Here is a 23,743-nt window from a genome sequence, read left to right on the forward strand (position 1 = left end):
GTTATCTTAGCTCCTTGTTTTTGAATCTAAACAATAGATTCAGTCCAATTTTTTTTACCAAAAAAACTTTAATTGCAGCGAAAAGATCTTTTAAAATCAAACCATTGAAAAACCTTCTTTTAGGTTCAAAATTAATATCAACTCCGTTCTGAAGTAAGAATTTCTTGTATTTTTTAAGATAATTTTGCCTGATAATATTTGAAAAGAAGGCTACATAGCTATCTCGTGAGCCATTAGAGATCCTATCATATTTTTTAATACCAACCTGATCACCCATTTTACCTTCAAAACTTGAATAACTAAGTTTTGAAAGGTAAGCCTTATCAAATTTAATATTTAAAAAATTAAAAACGCTTTCCCAATCAAAATCATCCTCAACAATATCTTCATATGCGATACTCATTACGTTTCGATTGCCTAAATGCTTAGTCTTAAACCTTTGAAGTGAAATATACCCTTCATGTAAGTCCTTCTCGTACCCAGAAAGATCAAAGACTCCAGATTTCCATGAGTTACATATTGAAGCTATTACTGCCAATGGATTTCTATCTAATATAATAAACTTTGCATCAGGAAAAACTTCCATAAGCAGATCAGCAAATACATGATATCGAGGTGTTTTATCTATATAAACCTTATCGTACGCTTCTTCTTGAACCACCTTAGTATAAAAAATATTAAGCGCGTTTATATAATTTTCCTTACCACAATAATTTATGAAGTCGTTATACGCACGCCTACTAGATATTGAATTGTATTCACTACATTCCTCATACTTTTTCTCAATCACATTCAAAGCTGGAATTAATACCCACGGCTCAGCTGGGCACTCAACTTCACTAGAGCATTTGAGTATACGCTGCAGTAATGTTGAGCCCGAGCGAGGCAGAGAAAGAATAAAAACTAATTCTTTCATATTTCTAATGCACTCCATTCAGGGTAATGCTCACGAATGTATTTATTTAATGCGACTTCTGCTTCTGTATAAATACGAGGTTCGAAAGTTGAGGTTTGGTGTTCAGCAATTGTATCTGAGATCATACCCGCCCCCACCGTTACATTGGTTAAGCGGTCAATAATGATGAACGAGCCGGTACCTACCACTTGTTTGTATTGGTCAATTACTACAGGGGCAGATGTCTCGATAGTACAATTAGCAATTTCGTTTAATTGTAATTCGCTAGCATTAATTTGCTCTAGGGTATTTACATCAATACGGTGGTTAATATTGCTGATTTTACCAAACGTATTTTTAGTACCAATTTTTAGCTCGTACTCTTTACCTGGCTGCATAGCAGCATCGGCCATCCAGACAATCGTTGCAGCAAAGTTTGAGCTCGTTGTTGGTAGTTGCTTTTGGTCAGTGCTTGACTTAACAATCACATCACCGCGCGAAATATCAATTTCGTCTTTTAAAGTAAGTGTGATTGCTTGGCCCGCAAAAGCCGTTTGTAAATCGCCATCAGCAGTAACAATACGCTCTACTGATGATGTTTTGCCCGATGGGAATGCTGTAATTTGGTCGCCAACATTAATAATGCCGCTGGCAATGGTGCCACAAAAACCACGAAAGTCTAAGTTAGGGCGGTTAACATATTGTACAGGTAGGCGGAAAGTATCTAGGTTTTTATCGTCACTAATGGTTACTGTATCAAGCAACTGCATTAATGTTGCACCTGGGTACCAATCTAGGTTTTCGCCTTTATCTACAACGTTATCGCCTTTAAGCGCCGAGATTGGTACAAAACGCACATCAGGAATATCTAATTGTTCTGCAAAGGCTTTGTAATCGGCTTTAATCTGGCGGTAAACGTCTTGACTATAATCAACTAAGTCCATTTTATTAATGGCTACAATTACGTGTTTAAGGCCAAGTAGTGATGCAATATAGCTATGACGCTTAGTTTGTGTTTGTACGCCTTTACGGGCATCAATCATTACAATGGCTAGGTCACAGTTAGATGCACCAGTTGCCATGTTACGCGTGTATTGTTCGTGCCCTGGGCAGTCAGCAATAATAAACTTACGCTTTTCAGTTGCAAAATAACGGTAAGCTACATCAATAGTAATACCTTGTTCACGCTCTGACTGAAGACCATCTACCAGTAGCGCTAAATCGAACTCTTCGTCTGTGGTATTGAATTTTTTTGAATCGCTTTTGATAGCCGCCATGTGATCTTCAAAAATTAATTTTGAATCATGCAATAAGCGGCCAATTAATGTTGATTTACCGTCATCAACATTACCACAAGTTAAAAAGCGTAGTAGATCTTTGTTTTCGTGTTGTTTTAAGTAACCTTCGATATCTGTTTCAAGAAGATTTGGGGTAATTTGTTCAGTCATTTTCCATCCTTACTTAAGCTATAAGCTATAAGCCATAAGCTTGAAGTTTAAATACTTTCTATAGAGTTTTTCAGGCCACAAAGCATTGCCTGTAACTCTTTTGTTTCTGCAACCCATATAGACCCTATATCGTTAGATAAATATCCTATCTCTATTCCGATATAAATTTGAGTCCGAGCTTCTGAAAGCGATGAGCGAGCAATATCTAAAAATCGACGTTTTTCTTTATTACTATCTCTACTCATCCCTTCCGCGATGTTACTAGGTACTGATAAGCCAGCTCTAGTCAGCTGATCTCGAAAGCCGTAATCCCGCAATTCAGTTGTTCCTTTATAAATATTCGAAGACAACCTTGCCGAACGCTTCCAAACTTCTAAATTTTCAAAATTCATAACAATTCCTTGTTGTATCTATTTAGTAAAGTCTTTAATCCACTTAAGACTTACAGCTTAGAGCTTACGGCTTTTTAAAAGTAACCTTCCATTTTCTTTTTCTCCATTGAGCCTGATGAATCGTGGTCGATTACGCGGCCTTGGCGCTCTGATGTTTTTGTTAGTAACATTTCTTGAATGATTTCTGGTAGCGTTGTGGCGTTAGATTCAACTGCACCGGTTAATGGGTAACAGCCAAGGGTTCTAAAGCGTACCATTTTCTTCATTGGTACTTCGCCTTCTTCAAGTGGCATACGTTCGTCATCAACCATAATTAATGTACCGTCACGCTCTACTACCGGGCGCTCTGCCGCTAGGTAAAGTGGTACAATGTCGATATTTTCTAGGTAGATGTATTGCCAGATATCAAGCTCGGTCCAGTTACTTAGTGGGAATACACGAATACTTTCGCCTTTGTTTACCTTACCATTAAAGGTATTCCATAACTCTGGGCGCTGGTTTTTAGGGTCCCAACGGTGGTTTTTATCGCGGAATGAATAAACACGCTCTTTAGCACGTGATTTTTCTTCGTCGCGGCGTGCACCACCAAATGCCGCATCAAACTGGTATTTGTCTAGTGCTTGTTTTAAGCCCTGAGTTTTCATGATGTCGGTATGCTTTGCACTACCATGGGTAAATGGGCCAACGCCTGCATCTACACCTTCTTGGTTAATATGTACCAATAAATCAAAACCTAGCTTTTCTGCCATTTTGTCGCGAAACTCGATCATTTCTTTAAATTTCCATGTTGTATCAACATGCATTAAAGGGAACGGTGGTTTAGCAGGGTAAAACGCTTTCATTGTTAAATGCAGCATTACTGCAGAGTCTTTACCGACAGAGTAAAGCATTACTGGGTTATCAAATTCGGCAGCAACTTCACGAATAATATGAATAGATTCAGCTTCTAGTTGCTTTAGGTGAGTCATGCGGGCTTGGGAGATTTCCATTTTTACTCCATGAAAGTATGCTAGGTTTCGAAAGAAAGAAGCTAAAAAGAAGTCAGAAGTTAGATATCAGAGGTTAGACGAGAGATATCAAGTGAAAGATATCAGAGGTTAGATATCAGAGGTTAGATATCAGGTTTCAGATATCAGTTTTAGATATCAGATGTCTGCTTTCGGATATCGGTGCTTTGATTTCAGAAGTTAACTTCGATCACCGAGATTATTTAAAATTTTTTATTCAATTCTAGGTTCTGCAACACGCTTTTCGTGGTGACAATTAAGTCAAGCAGAACCTAGAACGTCTTTAATTACTTATCAGATTTATATTCGTAGTTGTAATAGCCGTAATAGCCGTATGCATTGCTTGCTTTACGTACTACACCATTAAATACAACACCTTTTACGTCTATGCCGTTTTGTTCAAAGCGGTTACGAGTAAGTTCAATTTCACGTAAATGGTTTTGCCCAAAGCGCGTTACTAACAATGTACTACCTGCATGGGCACTCACAATTGCAGGGTCTGTAACCGCTAAAATAGGTGGTGTATCAACTATAATAATGTCGTACTTGCCACTTACCTCATCAACCATTTTGCTAAAGTTACTATGCATTAATAGTTCAGATGGGTTTGGTGGTATTTGACCACGGGTGATTACATCTAGCCCTTCAACTTGTGACTTTTTAGTCACTTGATCAAGATTTAAACGGCCCGATAATAAATCGCTTAAACCATCGTCCCACTTCATACCGAACTGAGTTTGTAAGTAACCTTTACGCATATCGGCATCGATAATTAGTACTTTTTTACCGCTTTGTGCCAGAACTGTTGCCAAGTTTACTGAGATAAACGATTTACCCACACCTGGGCTTGGGCCTGATATTGCAATAATATTGTTTTTAGCCTCCATCATTGCAAAGTGTAAGCTTGTACGCAGGCTACGTAGGGCCTCAATCGATAAATCTGCTGGGTTATCTACCGCAAGAATAGACTTAGGCTTATCTTTAACTTTACGGGCACGGTTAAAACCAGTTAGTTTATCTTGAAAGTCTGAGTACGGTACTGATGCATAAACAGGTAAGCCAATGCTTTCGATCTCGGTTGGGTCTTCAACACCGCGGTGCATTGCTTTTTGAATTAGCACAATGGTAACTGCTAAAAAACCACCAACTAAAGTTGCTACAACAGCTATGAGTGCTTTTTTCGGCTTAACAGGCTCTGTAGTGTCTACCGCTGCAGCATCGACCACGCGCACATTACCAACAGTACCAGCACGTACAATATCAAGCTCTTGCGTTTTACCAAGTAACAAGGTGTAAATTTGGTTGCTTACCTCTACATCGCGTTTTAAACGCAATAGCTCTTGCTGTGTTTCTGGCAAGTTACCAACTTCGCCAACTAATTTTTGCTTTTGTTTTTCTACTGCTTCAATTTGCTCAAGCACACCTTGGTAAGTTGGATGACTTTCTTTAAACTTACGGCTTAACTCTAAGCGTTTTAGCTCTAGCTCTTGTAATTTAGTTTCAAGCTCAACCACTTGCTCAAGCACACCTTGAGTTTCTAGGCTAATGTTGATTGATTGACGTTTAATTTGGTAATCGTTAAAACGCTCTTCAGCATATTCAAGTTGCTTTTTAACTTCGGGTAATTGTACTTCTAAAAATTCAAGTGACTTTTGCGCTTCGGCACTATTACGCTCTACATTACGGCGTACATAAATTTGCGATACTTTATCAAGTACCTTTTCAGCGTGGATAGGGCCTTTATGCTCATAAGACATAGCAATTATGCCAGAATCTTTACCTTTTTCGCCGGCACTAATCTCTTGCTGTAACTCAATAATAGTTCTGTAGCGATTCTTTTTAATAAGAACAAACTCTGTACCAGGGCGCGCATTTAAATCGCGTAAAGTTAACTCATAAAAGCCAACGCTTTCATCTTTACCAACCGCACCTTTTAATACCAACTCACCATCAGGGTTAAAAAGCTCAAATGTTTTACCCTCGCCAACTACTAACTCAAACTCTTCGCCTTCAAACGCTTTAGGTACGTTAAATCTAAATACATTTATACTTTCGCCACCCCATGCAAAACTGCCCAAGCCTAAAAATGGCTCAGCTATATCGCCTTTAGATTCTGCAGCAAAACTGCGGTATAACTTACCACCAATAACTGGGAATAATTTAGGTTCTGCAACTATATCAAGTTTTAGGGTATCGACCGCTTCGCCAATCACAGAGCGTGACTTTAACAGCTCGATTTCGGTTACAGCGGCACTACTACTTTCGAACATACCCGCCATATCATCAAGGCCAGGTACAGACGGGCTGCTTTCTTCAACTTGTACCAGCGCTGTTGCTTTATATATCGGTGTACTTAACACCGCAACAGCTACACCAATAATGGCAAATACAGCTGTTACTAATATGATGAACCATTTACGATCGATTAAAGTACCTAGTAATGCGAGTAGATCTATTTCTTGCGATTGCGATTCTTGACTTCTATTTTGATTTTTACTTGCTGCTAATGCAGTGGGCTGAGCATTCATCTACTACCCTTTCCTTATAAATACTTTTGCCAAGCGCTACAAGCGCTATCGATTAATGCGTAAACGTGCTCAAAAGCCTCTTGGCTTTGACGGTATGGGTCGGGTATTTCTTTATCACCAACCCATTTACCTAGCAAAAATGTTTTACCACGAGCTTGCGGGTAGCGAGAGCACAAGTCGTTTATATGACGCTGCTCCATCACTAAAATAACACTGTGCTGTGCAACAAGGGCTGAGGTGATTTGCCTGCCCTGATGCTCGCTCATATCAATACCATGTTGCGTTGCAATTTGCTGTGCTTGAGCGTCTGCTTGTTTGCCTTCAAGGGCCGTTAAGCCCGCTGAAGACACACTAACATTTTTACCTTGAAGTTTACTTTTTAATACATATTCGGCGGTTGGGCTACGGCAAATATTACCAGCACACACAACCAGTACAGAATCAAACATAACATTTAACCTTTAGTTCGAAGTTGTAACGTCATTAATTGAGTCAACTGTACTTACCGAAGGTAGTAATAAGCTGATTACACGGTTCCAACGCGCTAGCGGTGCTGAAGTTACATACACAATATCGTGCGGCTGTAATTCAAATTGCTCTGCAAGCACTAATGCTGCAACATTTTTTGCATGTAGTTGGTATACATCAGCAATGATGCCATCGGTTTCTAAGTTGCGTTTACGTAATACAAATACGCCATTTGCATCTGCTGTATTTTCGTTTAAGCCGCCTGCATCACTTAAAGCTTGCGCTAAATTTAAACCATAACGATTAACGCCCACTGTACCAGCGCGTTTTACATCGCCTAATACAAACACTTTTTGCATATCGTTACGATTAACATGCACAATATCGCCATGTTTTAATAAACGGTTTTGCGAGATATCGCCATGAGCATAAAAGTCATCTAGCTGGATCACTTCGGTTTTATCGCCACGGGTAAATGTAACTGTGCGCCAATCAGCAGAATCTGTTAACCCGCCTGCTTGGTTTAGTGCATCAATTAGAGTAAGCGGTACTTCGGTTACAGGAAGAACACCGGGGTTATTTACTTCACCTGTTACATAGGCTTTTTGGCTTCTAAAGCCAACAATTTTAATATCTACTTGAGGGTCTTCGATTACGCGGCTTAAGCGCTTAACAAGCTCTTTATGAACTTGCTGTACTGTTTTACCAGCCGCTTGAATATCTGGAGCGTAGGCAAAAGTAATAGTGCCGTCGGCTTGAACACGGAAGCCGTCGAACTCAGCAGTACGTTGTACTGCAGCAGGAATTGTTAATTCAGGATGATCCCATACGCCAATTGTGATTACATCGCCAACACCTAATTTGTATTGATAATCAGAGGTATCGATGCCATCAAGGCTTGATGGTAACGCTGGTTTCGTTTTACTTTGCTTTTGTTGATTAATGAGAGAAGAGTCGATGATTTGGATATTAACTTTATCGAGCTCCTTCTCAAGATTATCTATTTGTTCGCCCGATTCGATTCCTTCAAAATGGCTACCGGGGATGATTGTACAGCCAGTCATTGCTAGTAACGCAAATGACGTTACAATTGTTTTACAGCTAAGCGCCATTGTTATTTCCCAAATAATTATTCTTAAAACGTCCAGTTAAAATAAAACCACAACTGTTTATTTTTACGCTGCCTAATTAAAGCATGGCATTACAAGGTTCGCAAGACTGAGTGTTTAGTAAACGCTCACTTGTGACAGGTTTTTGCAAAATAGTTAATGAATACTTCTAGGTTCTAGGTTCTAGGTTCTAGGTTCTAGGTTCTAGGTTCTAGGTTCTAGGTTCTAGGTTCTAGGTTCTAGGTTCTAGGTTCTAGGTTCTAGGTTCTAGGTTCTTCAAGATTGTAAATCGTTGCTTGTGTGTGTTTGCAAGCGTTATCGCGTTATGAATACAGAAGCCAACTTCGTAGGAGGCGTTTTAACGCCGAACATTTTAAACATGTTCACGGCTAAAGCCGTTCGTACGGGGTTGGCTACACCTTACCCTTCGCATTCACCATTTGTAGGCGTGAAATTTATTTCGCGCGAATTATTAATAACAGTGCCGTGTTTGAGACGCGCCAAGCAAGCGTGACGCCTACGCCTTACCCTTCAGAATTCGCCTTTTTGTAGGCGTGAAATTTATTTCGAGCGAATTATTAACAACAGAGCCGCGGTTGAGACGCGCCAAGCAAGCGTGACGCCTACGCCTTTTCTAGCCCTTCGGGCACGCTTCCGTTCCAGTTCGTCGCAGAGCTCCTCTCGCTCCATCTTGAAAGCAAAACTCTTTGCTTGTCTAGCCCTTCGGGCACGCTTCCGCCCCTAGGTTGCAGTTCCTACGTACTGATTTTATTATTATTTTTTGTTTTTCACGTGTTAAAGCTTAATGCCTACACCGTAGGGGGGGTGTTTGAACGCCGAACATTTAAACCTGTTCACGGCTAAAGCCGTTCCTACGTTATTGCCGTTTTGAATTACGACTTATAAATTTTCAGTTCCGTGGTAGGCGTTTTAACACAGAACATTGAAATCATGTTCACGGCTAAGGCCGCTTCTACGTCAATGTCGTTTTGAATCGCGACTTATAAACTGATTTCTTTATTATCTACACTTACGGTGACTTGTTTGTTCAATAAATTAACTAACAAAATGCTACGCATGTCACCATCTGACTCTTGGTAAATAGCTTGAACATTTTTAAATGACTCTGTGTTTAGGTAAACAACATCACCGGCTTTTGGTAGCGAAGATGTTACCTCACTCATATCACTCATAGATTTGAGTTGAGCAATTAACTGCTCAGGTACGATTTGAAATTTATGACCATAAGCAACAAAACCACTTACTCCACGGGTATTTTTTACCGCAGAAAAGTTACAGTTTTGCGAGTCTAGCTTTATAAATAAATAACTAGGGAAAAGAGGAGATGTACGAATTGAGCGACGACCCTTTACGATCCGCTCGATTTTATGTTCGGGAAAGAATACTTCAAAACCTTGGTTTTGAAGGTTAGTTTGAGCTCTTAGCTCTTGTTTTGATTTACAAAAAAGTAAGTACCAACTTTCCATAGTCACACCTAAAATACTCATTTTCCTTAAAACCAATCCAAAAGGATTGGTTTTTATGAGCCAGCGATTATACGCAGAGAATTTAGGCGTGTCTATTACAAAATTGTTATTACCCCAAGTGAGAACTAATCACTACCAAACAGGTCTCTGGTGTACACTTTTTCTGCAACATCATCGAGCTCAGTTACCATTCTGTTGGCAATAATTACATCTGCAGAAGACTTTAATTCAGCTAGGTCATGGGTCACTTTAGAGTTAAAGAAAGTTTCTTCATGTAATTCAGGTTCATAAACTATCACTTCAACACCCTTAGCTTTGATTCGCTTCATGATGCCTTGAATAGCGGATGCTCTAAAGTTATCCGAACCAGCCTTCATGATTAAACGATGAATACCCACTACCTTTGGCTTTCTTGCGAGGATCGACTCTGCGATAAAATCTTTACGAGTAGAGTTTGCGTCTACAATGGCGCGGATCATGTTGTTTGGCACGTTTTGATAGTTAGCCAATAATTGCTTGGTATCTTTAGGTAAACAATACCCACCATAGCCAAAAGAAGGGTTGTTGTAATGATTACCTATACGTGGGTCTAAACTTACCCCTTCAATAATTTGTTTAGAATTTAAACCATGACTTTCTGCGTAGCTATCAAGCTCGTTAAAGTAGGCTACGCGCATAGCAAGGTAAGTATTTGAGAACAACTTGATTGCTTCTGCTTCGGTTGAATCTGTGAATAAAACTTCAATACCTTCTTTAATAGCCCCTTGAGCTAGTAAATTTGCAAATACTTCGGCGCGCTCAGAACGCTCACCCACAATAATACGCGATGGGTATAAGTTGTCGTACAGTGCTTTACCCTCTCTTAAAAACTCTGGAGAGAAAATAATGTTTTCTGTATTAAACTTTTGCTTAATGCTTTCGGTAAAGCCAACAGGTACAGTTGACTTAATAACCATTACTGCTGCTGGGTTTATTGCTTGTACATCAGCAATAACAGCTTCAACTGACTTGGTATTAAAGTAGTTGGTCTCTGGATCATAATCGGTAGGCGTAGCGATGATGATAAAATCAGCATTTTGATAAGCTAATTGCTTATCTGTAGTGGCAGTAAAATTCAGTTGCTTATTAGCAAGAAAATCTTCAATTTCTGTGTCTGATATTGGCGACTTTCCGGCATTTAGTTGCGCTACTTTTTCTTCAACAATATCTAGAGCTACTACATTGTTATGTTGGGCCAACAACATGGCATTAGATAAACCAACATAACCCGTACCCGCGATTGTAATATTCATATATACCTAGTTAAACTGCTTTATTTTTTACTTTGCATTCTTCAATACAGTTACATTTTCGTTATTTTTAACACTCTCGAGCCAATGGAGGTCACAAATACCATCTGTAGGATTGAAGGCTGTTGGTGCTTCTAACAACAACTTACGAATAGAGTGGTGATCGTTTAAATCACATGACGATTTAAGCTCAAGTAAAACTTGCTCAAGCTCATCCCATGGCATCTTAACTTCGTGTGCACTCATGATTCTTTGGTGATCTGTACCAACAACGTTATCACCAATCAATAGCTCTTCATAAAGCTTTTCGCCAGGTCGTAAACCTGTACATTGAATTTCAATATCACCTTCTGGGTGTTTATTTGACTTCACTTCTAAACCAGAGAGGTGGACCATCTTAGTCGCTAAATCCATTATCTTAACTGGCTCGCCCATATCTAGAACGAAAACATCGCCACCTTTACCCATTGCACCTGCTTGTATTACAAGCTGTGCGGCTTCAGGAATCGTCATAAAATAACGAGTGATATCTTTATGGGTTAAAGTGATTGGGCCGCCTTGTTTTATTTGTTGCCTAAATAGCGGAACAACAGAGCCTGATGACCCAAGAACATTACCAAAACGCACCATAGTAAAGCGCGTAGTTTTTTGCGTATCAGATAATGCTTGTAGCACTAACTCAGCCATGCGCTTAGTTGTCCCCATAACATTGGTAGGACGAACCGCTTTATCGGTTGAAATTAGTACAAAGGTCTCAACGTTGTTTTCTATCGCAGCACGGGCAATGTTACTGGTACCAAAGATGTTATTTTTAACACCTTCTATAACATTGTGCTCAACCAAAGGAACATGCTTGTAGGCCGCAGCATGATAGATAGTTTGTACTTTAAATGACGAAAGTGTCATTGAAATGAGTTTAAAGTTTTGAATAGAACCAAGAATCGGCACTATTTCGATATTTAGGGAGTTTTGAAAAACGTAGTCTTTTAGTTCTTTTTCAATTGCATATAAACCATATTCAGAAAGTTCAAATAAAACTAGCTTCGCCGGTGAGTTTTTAACAATTTGTCGACAAAGTTCCGAGCCAATAGACCCTCCAGCTCCAGATACCAAAACAACCTTATCTTGAATATTGGCAGACATTAATTCGGAGTTTGGCTCTACTGGATCACGCCCTAAAAGATCTTCAACACCAACCTCTTTGACTTGCTCTAAGCTTGTATTACCAGCAACAATATCGGCCATACCTGGGATTGTCATAACCTGTAATTTAAAAGACTCTATTTTATTTAGAATTTCTTTTCTACGACTTCCCCCTGCACTTGGAAGAGCTAATAAAATTTTACTTGCAGATTTACTATTTGCCACTGAGGGAATGTCATCAGGATGAAAAACATTAATACCTTGGATAAAGGTATTTTGCTTTTTAAGATCATCATCAATGAATGCAACTGGGGCATACTCTGGTCCATTGGCTAGAGCTGTGGCTAATTGACGACCTGCAGAGCCAGCGCCATAAATAATTACATTCTCTTTTCTACGCATTATCAGTTTACCGACAATTGCACGGACAGTTAACCGACTGCCACCGATAAACAATAAAGAGATACACGCGTAAATAACAGGAACAGTTCTTGGTACCTGAACGCCTAAAAAGAATGAGCTAGCAACAAAGTAAATTGTTGATAAAATTACACCAGCAAGAATTGCCCATAGAGCTTGTGAGTTTATGTACCTAAGCACAGCACGGTAAAGGCCTAACTTTATGAAACTAAGAAGGCTTAATGGAGTTATGGCAAAAACCAACCACCAATTTTTTACTTCGTGGAATTCATCAAAGTTATCTAAACGCAAGATAAAGGCCAGCCAAAAAGCAGTAAATATAAATACTGTATCAATAGCCACAGACAAAATACGTTTTTGGCTTCTTGGTAATTTCACAAGGTAATTAAGTAACAATCGAGGGCCCTTCCTGAGCTAAGTGTTCACATCTGTGCCGATTTTACTACAGCAACAACATTCATAACAATGAAAATAATTTAACCTTAAACGACTGCGAACTCTTTATTAGTTTGTAATAATGAGTGTAAATTTGTTACCAAGTCATTTACTTTACTCTATCACCACTACCACTGCCTGTTACTGTCATAAGTATTAGCTTGAAATACAGTTTTATATTTAATGTATCAATCATTTGCTTATCTACCTCAGCTAACTTAGCTGGCGTTGACATGTCTATTTCGTTTACTTGTGCTAAACCTGTAATTCCTGGTCGCACATCAAATACGTTTAATTTACTTCTTTCTAAGGTTAGCTCTTCTTGGTTAAATAGCCCAGGTCTTGGACCTACTAAGCTCATTTCTCCTTTTAGCACATTCCATAATTGCGGAATTTCATCTAATTTCGTCTTACGTAAGAACGACCCAAATGGAGTTATTGAAGCAGAGTTTGCTAGATGACTTGCCACTGATGCAGTATCAACCTTCATTGTTCTGAACTTTACCAAGATGAATGGCTTTTGATTACGTCCAACCCGCTCTTGTCTAAAGACTGGAGAGCCTGTATCAAATAAACCAATAATGAAAAGTATAATCAAAAAAGGAAAAGCAAATACCAATCCGAACAAAGCAATGAAAAAATCTAAAATACGTAACATTAACGTCTACCCATGTTTATTTCTGTTAAAAGTTTGTCTGCTTTCGAAGAGTCGACCACAAAGTTATCAAGCAGGACATTTTCACGTTCTTTTTGCCCAAGAACTCTTAACCCTAAACGCAGCAATATCTCAGGAAAGTAAAAGTGCCTAATATTTACTTTTTGACTACCTGCAAGATAATTGAGTACTTGCTGAAGTGATAAAGCTTTTTCATCAGCTAATAGGTAAGTCTCACCATTTGCTTTGTCGGTCATTAAGCAAAGTTTGGTGAAACGAAGTAATTTATCTACTGATAAGTACGAACGCTGATTGCTAATTGCTTTGAAAGGAAATGCATGAACTTTAGAGACTAGTTTAGCTAAAGTTCTTATGTTCCCAGGTGCATCATGACTCAACACAAGTGTAGGGCGAATTATAATGTAATTAATGCCTGAATCGGAACAAAAAGTTTTTACTAAGTTTTCTGCGGTGATTCTTGTTTGAAGCTGTGGCTCCCCTTCAATTAACGAAGAGTTTTCATTAACATCTAAATTAGCGAATTTACCGTGCACATATGCCGTACTGAAGTAAATAAACTTTTTTATATTATTGTTTTTACACGCTACTAATAAATCTTTTAGAGCACTAATATTGGTTTGCTCAAGCTCTTGAATAGCCGCTGCATGTTTATGAGCAAACGATGCCAAATGAATAACTTGAGTGCATCCTTTTAGCGCACTATCCCACTGTGAAAATTCAGATAAGTCACCAGTTACTACAGATTTGACTGCGGCTTGAGTAGTAATTTCGCTCTCTCTTTGTGTTATCGAGATAGAGAAATCTTTTGCTAAAAAATCAACAAGCTTTTTACCAATAAAGCCATTTCCACCTGTAATTAAGACTCCCATATTAACTCCTAAAAGAATCTATTCTTAAGTCTTAAACTCGGTGCTTCAACTAGTTTCCACGAAACTGTAGAAACAACAAAGATCGTCGTAAATAGCACTAAGTAAGATGAAACCGTATTAAATTCAAAACCATTTGCTATAAATAACTGAATGATCGGGAAATGAAAGATATATACACCGTATGAAATATCGCCTAACTTTTTAAATGAAAGTACATTAGGCAATGAAATAAATACCAATGTAATGAAAACAGCAATTACAAATGGCTGTAAGTAATAGAAATTGAGCCACATCAAAATAACTGATGCAATTAACAAGGCTGAAAATTGTCTTTTCAATATATCAAAGTATTTAAAGCAAAATATACCTGAAACAAAATACATCATTTGCCCTGGCAGCTGTGATGCCAGTGTTTCAGCCATTGGAATAGTATCTTTATGCAATAAGACAAAATCTTTATAAATGAATGATAATACATAGATTACCAACATATATAAGTAACTATATTTACGCTCTAACAGCATGTAAATAATAGGAACCATGCAATAAAACATAACTTCTATTTTTAGAGTCCATAATGAACCATTAATGAAGGGCTCTGGGTTCGTTGAAAATACACCATCAATAGTAGGTGCTAAGAAATTCAGAAAAACCGCATTAGCTATAAAGTACTTAATTTCAGATGCATAGTTCCCAACTGAACTCCCGTCCCCGACCAGAAAATATAAACAGCTAGAAAACAAGATTAACAAAATATATGCAGGGTAAAGGCGAAGAAAACGCCCCCAAAAATAATTAATGAGCGTTTTTCTTCTGTCGTAGCTCATATAAATCAAAAAGCCACTAACAATGAAGAATGTAGACACAGCACTACCAGATAACCAATGTAGTGATTCACTAACTGACTCAGTCAGGGGGGTTTTAGCTAAAAAAGCTAAGTGTAAAAACACGACTGCCGTGGCAAGTACCAATCTTAAAAAGTCTAGATTATTGCTTTTATAAACATACTTCATTTATGCACTACCTCAAAAGCGCCATGTAAGTTTCAAACCATGACTCTGAATCAGGAAATAACTGCGCTCTCGTGTGTGAGGCTAGCCGCGTATCGTTATACGTTTCAAGATCAAATAACTTACTTATTTGATTTACGCAATCATGCACATCATCTTCTTTGTAAATCACACCCGCTTGATCTAAAACTGAATGAGCATAATCAAGGTCTGGGGCAATAACTGGAAGATCGTAAAACATAGCCTCTATTAAAGGATTACCGAATGTTTCAGATTTTGAAGGAAAAATAGCCGCAAATGCAAAGTCTTGATAATATTGTTTAAGATCTGCCTGAGGTAACTCCCCTAGGTTATTGATCGGTAGTTGTTGTTCTTTTATAGCAGCTATAAATTCTGCAGCTTCAGCTATTGATTCATCAACCGTAATATTAATAACAACAGGTAATGCCTTTTCTTTTATTTCAGTAGCAAGTTTCAATAAAAATGCATGATTTTTATGTGCATAAAAGCGACTAACATAAAGTAGCTCTTTTACTTTAGGTAACTCTTGCTTAGCTTGAAAATTTGCAATGCTCTCTCTTTTGAAGTTATCGCTAATTGGGTTAAAAATAATTTCAGAATCAATTGTCACTTTTTCATTGAGCAATTTTTGCATGTAGCTACTTTGAACAACAACTGTGTCTACAGCTTTAACTGTTTTACCAAAAAGGTAACGCTTAATTTTCTCTGCAATTTTTGCAACTCCACCCAAATTACCATACAAACGATCATCAACGATGTATGGATGATGAAGTAAGACTACTTTTTTCTGATTACTTTTAATACCAAATAAAAAGTTACCGAAAGCAAGAATTGCTTTAGGCTCATATTGTTTTACTAATGAGTTCATCAGTGAAAAGTTGACTTTAAACACATTCAATAAAGCTTTAATACTGCCAGGTACTACGTCAACAACTACAAATTTGCAATTTTCTGTCTCTGAATAAGTTAGAAACTCAGGCAAGTTTGGCACAATAAACACGAACTTCTCGCCGCTTTGTAATGCATTACGGATAAAATTATTAGCAATATTTTTGGGGCCTGCAGCAATCTGATTTGAAAAGTTAACGAGATACATTTTTCTTGCCCTCAAATAAGTAAATAAACAAAGTGAATAACATTAATAAAACGAATATGGTTAATGTATTAAAAATAAAAGCGTTTGAAATACCAAACCCTGTCAACATCATGAAGGCATAAAAAGAAACCCACAAAGGAGCAAACTTTGAACTGATCATTACCTGATAGAAGTATTTTAAAATCATACCTGTCAAAATTGCATACAAAAAAACTCCAACAGGACCAAAGTGTACATAACCTGCAGTTACACGACTTAGAGGCCAACCTACAGGGATCATGTACTTAAATGGTGAATTAATTGCAACATTATTTCCCTGTGCGAAATTATAGATATAAACACCTTCATCTAGTGGTGGTTTAGCCTCATAAAATGAGCTTGGAATAAACCCTGTAAAGAAATCCATAAATGTACTACCGAACCAAAGCTTATTTATAGAGTCAAAATATGGAAAGATAAATAGCGAAATATCAATATCACTGAATCGCTTAAATAACTCGCCCATATATGGCAAGGCGTCAGGTATTAAAGAGCCTGGATCTGACATATAGTAATCTAATGCTCCATCAACCCTTAAAATAGGTGCAAGAGAAGCAAAGAAAACTAAAAAGAATAATAAGAGTAAGTTTTTAACAGAAAATACATTTACATTTTTAATTTTATAGTTCCACATTAAAACTAAGAAAACTAAAAGTAGTAGTGGGTTTTTTCTTTCGCCGTAAGATGCCAACATGGCAAAGAAAAACACTGATATAAAAAATAGAAAAAGGTAATTTTTAAGCTTAATTTTTTTCAGTGACAAGTAAGTTATGTAGTAGCCTATAGAGAGCATCGCAGATATAAAAAAGATGTTCCTATACATTGCAGTACCTTGAACTACCAAGGTTTTATTATCCATATTACTTATCAGAAAGAAGAAACCGCCTACTTTATGAAGGAACAAAGCAAACATTAGTATAGTAAGGGCAATAAAGAAGTAGCTCGCATATTTAAATTTTACTACTTTCATGCCTACACCAATACTTGATACGCCAAAAAGTTTGCCCTTAGGTTCAAAAAAAGCCATGGTAAAAATACAAACAATTGCAAATATTAGCTTGTACATAACATGCTGAAAAAAGGCAAAACTAAAGTCATCTAAGTGGTAGATAACTTTTGGATGAAGCTCTTGCGGATTATGGGCTATAAAATATAGATATGGCACTTCGGCCATAGAAAACAAAATGAAAAAGGGAATTACATGGAAAAAGTCTTTCTTCCCCTTTTTCAAATAAAGAAGTAACAGCAATAGGACAATAAAATAAAAGGTTATAAATGCATCAATCATTGTATTGTTTTATTCTTTTTGCAGGTACACCACCAAAGATACATTGCTTTTCTGTAATTGACTTAGATACAACCGCAGCACTCGCAACAATCGTTTTTTCAGCGATACTTTCAGCGGTTTCTAATAAAATTGCACGTGTACCTAACCAGCAATTTGCTGCAATTTCCTTTTCTATACCAACAGGCTTGCTTTTAGGATCGTAGCCGTGACTGTGGCTGTAAATAACAACTCCTTCTGATAACAAGGTGTTATTTCCAATCGTTAATCCACCAGTGTGATCTAAATGGCAATTTCGGCATATATGTACTTTATCTTCGATAATGCATTCACCGGTGTTGTTCTCTGATACAAGCAATGTTCCTTTTCCAATGAAAACCCCATTGCCTATGGTTACAAGTTTGGGTGACTCAATTCTAGCACCAAACTCGATACGAACATTCTTACCTACTTTTTTACATACTGCCTTATAAAATAGAGTATTTAAAATATCGAAAAAGACTTTTAGAAAACGCAAAGGAATTCGTACACAGAAAAGTAGTAAGCCACTGTCTTGGTAAAGTTTCATAATACGATTAATCATTAGATAAGCCTATTTGCGAAAATATATATAAATAAACAACACAAGAAGTTAGATAATAAACACTAAACGAAATAGCTAAGCTCTCTGCACTTGCAGTTACAGCCAAAATATATATGCCCATTACTACCGCAGAAGTCAAAGCAACGTAAAAAAGTTGATATGTTTTATTCATAACTACCATTACTCGGTTGAATGCTAAAGCAATAGAATAGAATAAACAGATTAAAGTTACTTCTAAAAATAGATTCGCAGTATATTGCTCACCATATAAAAGTAAGAAATAATCGTAAAGAAAATAACCTATAGCAATGAAGAGAAGGCAAGATAAAAACATATAACGCAAAGCGTAGACAAGAAGTTGTTTTACATTGCTACCCGATTCATGGAGCTTCGTTAAGTTTCGTAAAACAATATTACAGATGATATTTAAAAGGATTGAACAAATCATAAACATCTGAAATGAAACATCGAATTCAGCAAGTGCTACAAAGCCACTTTCACTGTTAGCTGTTATATACCTTACAAACCAAAAGATAAAAGCATTAATTGCTGAACCTAAAATTACTGGCTTTATCGTATTAAATACACCTTTAGTTTTCTGAAAAAGCACATCGTATTTAATATTTTTTAAAACATGCATGTGATTTATCAAGACATTACATGCTTTGATTGCTAAATCTGTAAACTGATAAATAAGCATATAAAATAAAGCTATTTCTACAGTAATATCTTCATATGTATTGAAAATAAAAGCGGCCGATAAAACGATGCTAATTACTGTTGAGAAGAAAATGACTTTATAGATGCCTTTCCCTTTCCCTATGTACACCGAGGTCGCATAGCCATTCAACAGAGTTAATGAGATCAATATTACTACTGTCAAAACTATTTGAAGTGTCAAAAAATCAAAAGAAGATAAACTTCTTAAAAATGAACTACTTGACCATAATAATAAGCATAAGGTTGAGATAATTAATGCTGTAAATGCATAGAAAACACCATACGCAAGCACTGATACTCTACTAAAGCTCTCTTTAGAGCTTTCTTTAACAGCGAAAGGGTTTACTGCTGAGCTAAATGTAGTCTCAAATAAGTTAATTGTACTTCGCAAAAACACAAATGTCCCATAAACATCTTTTGATGTGTAACGAGCAATTAAAATATTAAGAATTAATATAAAGCCTTTCGCTATTAAAGTACTAAGCATTAATAAAAATGCACTAGAAAAGAGTTTTTTTAGCATTGAATTAAACGCTCAACCCAGTTTTCTATAGAGTAACTTTCATAAACTTCATTACTAACTGGAACATATGGTGAAGTTAGAAATTGTGCTAGTTCTTGCTCGTTCTGCTCGCCAATTACAAAAACATTTTCAGCTTTATAAAAAGGCTCTTCCATTACTAATTTATTGTTAGTAATTAGCTTTTTGTTTATTCCTAAGGTCTCAATGGTTCTCATTGTTAAGCCTGTTTGATCAGGGTGGCCATAATCAATAATGACCTCAGAATCACACATCACACGAGAAACATCTTGAGCACTCAGCTTATCGAACGAAACCTCTTCTATTGGTACCTTACGAAAGGACTTGTTAATAACTTTTAGCACTTTAAAGACGGGTTTGCTAGGGTAATAAAAAAATGTGAAAGCAGGTTTATTAAGGTTCTTTTCAACCAAAGAAGCCATCCCTAATACATCACTAAAGCGATTAGAGTGTAATGTTCCAACAAAAGCAGCTGAGTATTTATTATCTGAGACTGAATTTGCCTTTCGGCTATATTCTTTGCTATAAAAAAGCGGTAAATACTCAAGGTGTTCTATATTTTGACAATCAACCCTATCAAATGATTTTATTGCATCAAAATACTTAAACTTCCCTTTAGCACCTTTCACATTAGACAGTGAGTCCCATGAGTAGTACACAAACTTTGCTTTGCTAAAAGTCTGCTTCATTTTATCAAGCAAAAACTCTGAAAGGCCTTCACCTTTAATGACAACAATCAACTCATAGTCGCCTTGCCAGTCAATCTCATTTATAAAGTACTTTTCTGTTAACTTACTTGTGAGGCTTGGCATTAACCTTGACTTTACTCGATCAAAGTTACTCTTTACATAAATGTGGTTAATCCAATCTACAGAATGACCTTTTGACTCCATCACATTTATAATTTTTGTGTAATAGCCAAACGTATCTGGACTAAAGAGTAAAACTTTCATGCTTGTTGTAAAGTTCCGTAAATGAGTTAATCATTGATTCGAGATCGTCTTCAATTGTAGCCGGGCTAAAGTCAATCACACTTTGCAGCTTGCTAATATCAACTTCAGAAAAGGCTTCATTAACATTACTTTCAAACCAATTTACTTTACAGCCTGTTTTATCAGTCAAAACTTTTGCGATTGTATCTGCACGAGTGTTTCTTCCTGAAGCAATGTTAAATATTTCATTACTTTGAATGTCAGCTTTGGCTAACTTGTAGATTGCACTAGCTACATCAACTACTGAAACATAGTCTTTTTGATAGTCCTCGCGGATATACATATTTACTTCTTTTTTAGCGATCGAATCTCTAACTATTGAAGGTAAAAATAGAGGGCTGTTTACCGCTAATCCATAAACGTTACTTGGTCGAACTATGATTGCTTTATCTACTAGGTTTAATACTAAATTCTCAGCCGTAAGCTTTGTTAAGTTAAATAGCGCTCTGTTATCTTTAGCACAAACAGTGAGGTCAGCACTTTCACAACTTGCTTGCTGATTCATGTAAACACGCGTAGATGAAATATAAATAAATCTATCAAACTGGCTACTTTCAAGCATTTTTACTAGGTAACTGACGTTTGAATCGAGTACTTTCATTGGATTATTAGCGCAGTCTCCATGGCCTGCAGCATAAATCACTGTGCCTAATGCTTTAGTGAAAACACCCTCATCTAGCTTTTCTGGTACATAGACTTGCTCACCAGCCTCTCTAAGCTGCTTTACAATCTCACTACCTATGAAGCCTTTACCACCAATAACTGTGTAAATCATGCGCTGCCAAGCCTCTCACGTTGATAATTACCAGACTGGACATTTTGACACCATTGTGAGTTTTCTAAATACCATTTAATTGTTTTTAAAATACCTGACTCAAATGTTTCAAGTGGCTGCCAACCTAGCTCTTTGTTTATTTTTGAGGCATCAATTGCATATCTTAAATCATGGCCGGGCCTGTCTTGTACAAATGTAATTAACTCTTTAAAGTCATCTAAGCCAGCAGGCTTTTCTGCAATTAGATCATTCAGATGGTTACAAATTGTTGTGACTACCTCAATATTTTGTTTTTCATTGAAGCCACCAATATTGTATGTTTCGCCTAGTTTGCCCTCAGATACAACTTTATAAAGTGCTCTTGCATGGTCTTCAACAAATAACCAATCTCTTACTTGCTTACCATCGCCATATACAGGTAGTTTTTTACCCTCTAAAGCATTAAGAATAATTAGCGGGATCAATTTTTCCGGAAAATGATATGGACCATAATTATTTGAGCAGTTTGTTAGCACTACTGGTAGTTGGAAAGTTCTGTTCCATGCTCGAACAAGATGATCGGATGCAGCTTTAGACGCAGAGTAAGGTGAACTAGGCTCATAAGGCGTTTTTTCAGTGAAAAGACCCGTTTCACCTAAATCGCCGTATACTTCATCTGTTGAAATGTGGTGAAAGCGGAATACTGTTTTCTTTTCATCATTTAGAGAAGCATAGTAAGTTCTGGCAGCCTCGAGTAGCTCATAGGTTCCAACAACATTTGTCTGAATAAATTCACCTGGTCCATCAATAGAGCGATCCACATGGCTTTCCGCGGCTAAATGCATGATAAAGTCAGGTTGAAACTTGGCAAACGTAGCGCTAACTATTTCTCGATCACAAATATCACCTTTTACAAAATGATATCTTTCATTTTGTTCTACAGATGCTAATGACTCTAAATTACCTGCATAAGTAAGTTTATCGAAATTAACTACTGTATGTTCAGTTTCATTTATTAAGAAGCGAACTAATGCTGAACCAATAAAACCAGCTCCGCCGGTTACAAAAATTGTTTTACTCATAAATTACTCGATTAGAAGGTAGGAGCATCTGCTAGCATTAAACCAGCTTCATCTTTAGGTGATAATAATGGCTGCATACCATTTACAAGAGGCCATTGAATCGCAAGAGTAGGATCATCCCAAGAAATGCTTTGTTCAAATTCAGGTGCATAATAATTTGTGCACTTATAAACAAATTCTGCAGATTCAGTTGTTACATAAAAGCCATGTGCAAACCCTTCTGGCACCCAAAGCTGTCTTTTATTGTCACTATTTAATAAGACACCAACATGCTTTCCAAAAGTCGGGCTATCTTTTCGAATATCAACAGCAACATCATAAACTTCTCCGGCAATCACGCGCACTAATTTCCCTTGCGTTTGCTGCGTTTGATAATGCAGACCTCTTAAAATACCTTGGCCAGATTTACTGTGATTGTCTTGCACAAAAGTTACATCAGCAACATGCTCTCGGAACCAGTCTTCACGAAACGTTTCTAAGAAAAAACCTCGCTCATCACCAAATACTTTAGGTTCTAAAATTTTTACATCAGGGATATCTGTATCAATTATATTCATGAGAAAACCCTTCTTGAAAGTAGGCTCAACAAATACTCACCGTAACCACTTTTGACTAATGGAGCAGCTAATTGCTGTAACTGTTGCTCATTGATATATCCCATTCGAAAAGCGACTTCTTCAGGACAATTTACTTTTAATCCCTGTCTTTTTTCTATGGTTTCGATAAATTGCGCTGCTTGTAACAGGCTGTCATGGGTGCCGGTGTCTAACCAGGCCGTTCCGCGTCCCATAATTTCAACATTTAAAGAGTTAGTCTCCAAGTATTGCTCGATAACATCGGTTATTTCTAGCTCACCTCTAGGTGAAGGTTCAACATTCTTTGCATACTCAACAACTTTATTATCAAAGAAATATAAACCTGGGACAGCATAGTTTGATTTTGGCGCTTCTGGCTTTTCTTCTATAGAAATCGCTTTGCCACTCTCATCAAACTCAACAACACCATATGAACATGGATTTGCTACATGATAGCCAAAAACCGTTGCTCCAGACTCCCTTGAAGCAGCTAGCTGCAGTGACTTAACAAGGTCGTGGCCATAGAAAAGGTTATCACCTAAGATCAATGCGACATTGCTATTTCCAATAAACTCTTCACCCAACAAAAAAGCCTGAGCTAGACCATCTGGCGACGGTTGAGTTTTGTACTCAATATTGATGCCCCAATCTTTGCCATCACCTAGTAGTTCTTTAAAGCGGTCTAATTCTGCTGGCGTTGTTATGACTAGAATATCTTTTATGCCAGCATTCATTAAGGTAGCGATTGGATAATAAACCATCGGCTTATCATATACGGGCATAAGTTGTTTACTTACGACTTTCGTTAATGGGTAAAGGCGAGTACCGCTACCACCCGCTAAAATAATACCTTTAGTCATATAACTTCCATAATATTAA

At 37.3% G+C, this 23,743-nt stretch carries 22 protein-coding genes; all 22 read right to left on the reverse strand.

Going from position 1 to position 23,743, the window contains the following annotated elements; genetic code table 11:
• Position 1: 1 nt before the first annotated feature.
• On the reverse strand, positions 2-916 hold the full coding sequence (locus tag PASHI_RS13655) for a sulfotransferase family protein (RefSeq protein WP_062566043.1): 915 nt from the start codon (positions 914-916) through the stop codon (positions 2-4).
• The gene (gene cysN, locus PASHI_RS13660; RefSeq protein WP_062566044.1) at positions 913-2,343 is read right to left on the reverse strand and encodes a sulfate adenylyltransferase subunit CysN; all 1,431 of its coding nucleotides are present in this window, start codon (positions 2,341-2,343) and stop codon (positions 913-915) included. The genes PASHI_RS13655 and cysN overlap by 4 nt, the downstream gene beginning before the upstream one ends.
• A gap of 47 nt (positions 2,344-2,390) precedes the next feature.
• Positions 2,391-2,735 carry a four helix bundle protein gene (locus PASHI_RS13665; protein WP_062566045.1) on the reverse strand — a complete coding sequence of 115 codons (345 nt, stop codon included), beginning with the start codon at positions 2,733-2,735 and terminating at the stop codon, positions 2,391-2,393.
• A 74-nt stretch (positions 2,736-2,809) separates the two neighbouring features.
• Positions 2,810-3,724, reverse strand: coding sequence for a sulfate adenylyltransferase subunit CysD (cysD, locus tag PASHI_RS13670; protein WP_058583902.1), 915 nt, complete (start codon positions 3,722-3,724; stop codon positions 2,810-2,812).
• 305 nt (positions 3,725-4,029) lie between these two features.
• On the reverse strand, positions 4,030-6,270 hold the full coding sequence (locus tag PASHI_RS13675; RefSeq protein ID WP_062566046.1) for a polysaccharide biosynthesis tyrosine autokinase: 2,241 nt from the start codon (positions 6,268-6,270) through the stop codon (positions 4,030-4,032).
• Positions 6,271-6,284: 14 nt separating this feature from the next.
• On the reverse strand, positions 6,285-6,719 hold the full coding sequence (locus PASHI_RS13680) for a low molecular weight protein-tyrosine-phosphatase (RefSeq protein ID WP_062566047.1): 435 nt from the start codon (positions 6,717-6,719) through the stop codon (positions 6,285-6,287).
• A gap of 12 nt (positions 6,720-6,731) precedes the next feature.
• The gene (locus PASHI_RS13685) at positions 6,732-7,850 is read right to left on the reverse strand and encodes a polysaccharide export protein (protein ID WP_062566048.1); all 1,119 of its coding nucleotides are present in this window, start codon (positions 7,848-7,850) and stop codon (positions 6,732-6,734) included.
• Between the two features lie 998 nt (positions 7,851-8,848).
• Positions 8,849-9,334 (reverse strand): transcription/translation regulatory transformer protein RfaH, encoded by a 486-nt coding sequence (gene rfaH, locus PASHI_RS13690; RefSeq protein ID WP_058583906.1) that lies wholly within the window; start codon positions 9,332-9,334, stop codon positions 8,849-8,851.
• 125 nt (positions 9,335-9,459) lie between these two features.
• A complete protein-coding gene (locus tag PASHI_RS13695; RefSeq protein ID WP_062566049.1) occupies positions 9,460-10,626 on the reverse strand; it encodes a nucleotide sugar dehydrogenase in 1,167 nt (388 codons plus the stop codon).
• Between the two features lie 27 nt (positions 10,627-10,653).
• Positions 10,654-12,582 (reverse strand): polysaccharide biosynthesis protein, encoded by a 1,929-nt coding sequence (locus tag PASHI_RS13700; protein ID WP_062566050.1) that lies wholly within the window; start codon positions 12,580-12,582, stop codon positions 10,654-10,656.
• Positions 12,583-12,730: 148 nt separating this feature from the next.
• A complete protein-coding gene (locus tag PASHI_RS13705) occupies positions 12,731-13,279 on the reverse strand; it encodes a sugar transferase (RefSeq protein ID WP_058583909.1) in 549 nt (182 codons plus the stop codon).
• Positions 13,279-14,166 (reverse strand): NAD-dependent epimerase/dehydratase family protein, encoded by an 888-nt coding sequence (locus tag PASHI_RS13710; RefSeq protein ID WP_058583910.1) that lies wholly within the window; start codon positions 14,164-14,166, stop codon positions 13,279-13,281. The genes PASHI_RS13705 and PASHI_RS13710 overlap by 1 nt, the downstream gene beginning before the upstream one ends.
• Positions 14,167-14,174: 8 nt before the next feature.
• On the reverse strand, positions 14,175-15,179 hold the full coding sequence (locus PASHI_RS13715) for an acyltransferase family protein (RefSeq protein WP_062566051.1): 1,005 nt from the start codon (positions 15,177-15,179) through the stop codon (positions 14,175-14,177).
• Between the two features lie 7 nt (positions 15,180-15,186).
• Positions 15,187-16,293 (reverse strand): glycosyltransferase, encoded by a 1,107-nt coding sequence (locus PASHI_RS13720; RefSeq protein WP_062566052.1) that lies wholly within the window; start codon positions 16,291-16,293, stop codon positions 15,187-15,189.
• Positions 16,280-17,620 carry a hypothetical protein gene (locus PASHI_RS13725; RefSeq protein ID WP_062566053.1) on the reverse strand — a complete coding sequence of 447 codons (1,341 nt, stop codon included), beginning with the start codon at positions 17,618-17,620 and terminating at the stop codon, positions 16,280-16,282. Before PASHI_RS13725 ends, PASHI_RS13720 begins: the two co-directional genes overlap by 14 nt.
• Positions 17,613-18,200: an acyltransferase gene (locus tag PASHI_RS13730; RefSeq protein WP_062566054.1), complete on the reverse strand. Its 588-nt coding sequence runs from the start codon at positions 18,198-18,200 to the stop codon at positions 17,613-17,615. Before PASHI_RS13730 ends, PASHI_RS13725 begins: the two co-directional genes overlap by 8 nt.
• Positions 18,193-19,443 (reverse strand): MATE family efflux transporter, encoded by a 1,251-nt coding sequence (locus PASHI_RS13735; protein WP_062566055.1) that lies wholly within the window; start codon positions 19,441-19,443, stop codon positions 18,193-18,195. The genes PASHI_RS13730 and PASHI_RS13735 overlap by 8 nt, the downstream gene beginning before the upstream one ends.
• Complete coding sequence (locus PASHI_RS13740; protein ID WP_058583916.1) at positions 19,437-20,414, reverse strand: WaaS/CpsH family glycosyltransferase; 978 nt, start codon at positions 20,412-20,414, stop codon at positions 19,437-19,439. Before PASHI_RS13740 ends, PASHI_RS13735 begins: the two co-directional genes overlap by 7 nt.
• Positions 20,395-21,228: an NAD-dependent epimerase/dehydratase family protein gene (locus PASHI_RS13745; protein ID WP_062566056.1), complete on the reverse strand. Its 834-nt coding sequence runs from the start codon at positions 21,226-21,228 to the stop codon at positions 20,395-20,397. Before PASHI_RS13745 ends, PASHI_RS13740 begins: the two co-directional genes overlap by 20 nt.
• Positions 21,225-22,289: a dTDP-glucose 4,6-dehydratase gene (gene rfbB, locus PASHI_RS13750; protein ID WP_062566057.1), complete on the reverse strand. Its 1,065-nt coding sequence runs from the start codon at positions 22,287-22,289 to the stop codon at positions 21,225-21,227. The genes PASHI_RS13745 and rfbB overlap by 4 nt, the downstream gene beginning before the upstream one ends.
• Positions 22,290-22,300: 11 nt before the next feature.
• Positions 22,301-22,846, reverse strand: coding sequence for a dTDP-4-dehydrorhamnose 3,5-epimerase (gene rfbC, locus PASHI_RS13755; RefSeq protein WP_062566058.1), 546 nt, complete (start codon positions 22,844-22,846; stop codon positions 22,301-22,303).
• Positions 22,843-23,724, reverse strand: a complete 882-nt coding sequence (gene rfbA / locus PASHI_RS13760; RefSeq protein WP_058583920.1) for a glucose-1-phosphate thymidylyltransferase RfbA — start codon at positions 23,722-23,724, stop codon at positions 22,843-22,845. Before rfbA ends, rfbC begins: the two co-directional genes overlap by 4 nt.
• Positions 23,725-23,743 lie beyond the last annotated feature (19 nt).

Source organism: Pseudoalteromonas shioyasakiensis (genome assembly GCF_001550135.1).
Lineage (GTDB): Bacteria > Pseudomonadota > Gammaproteobacteria > Enterobacterales > Alteromonadaceae > Pseudoalteromonas > Pseudoalteromonas shioyasakiensis.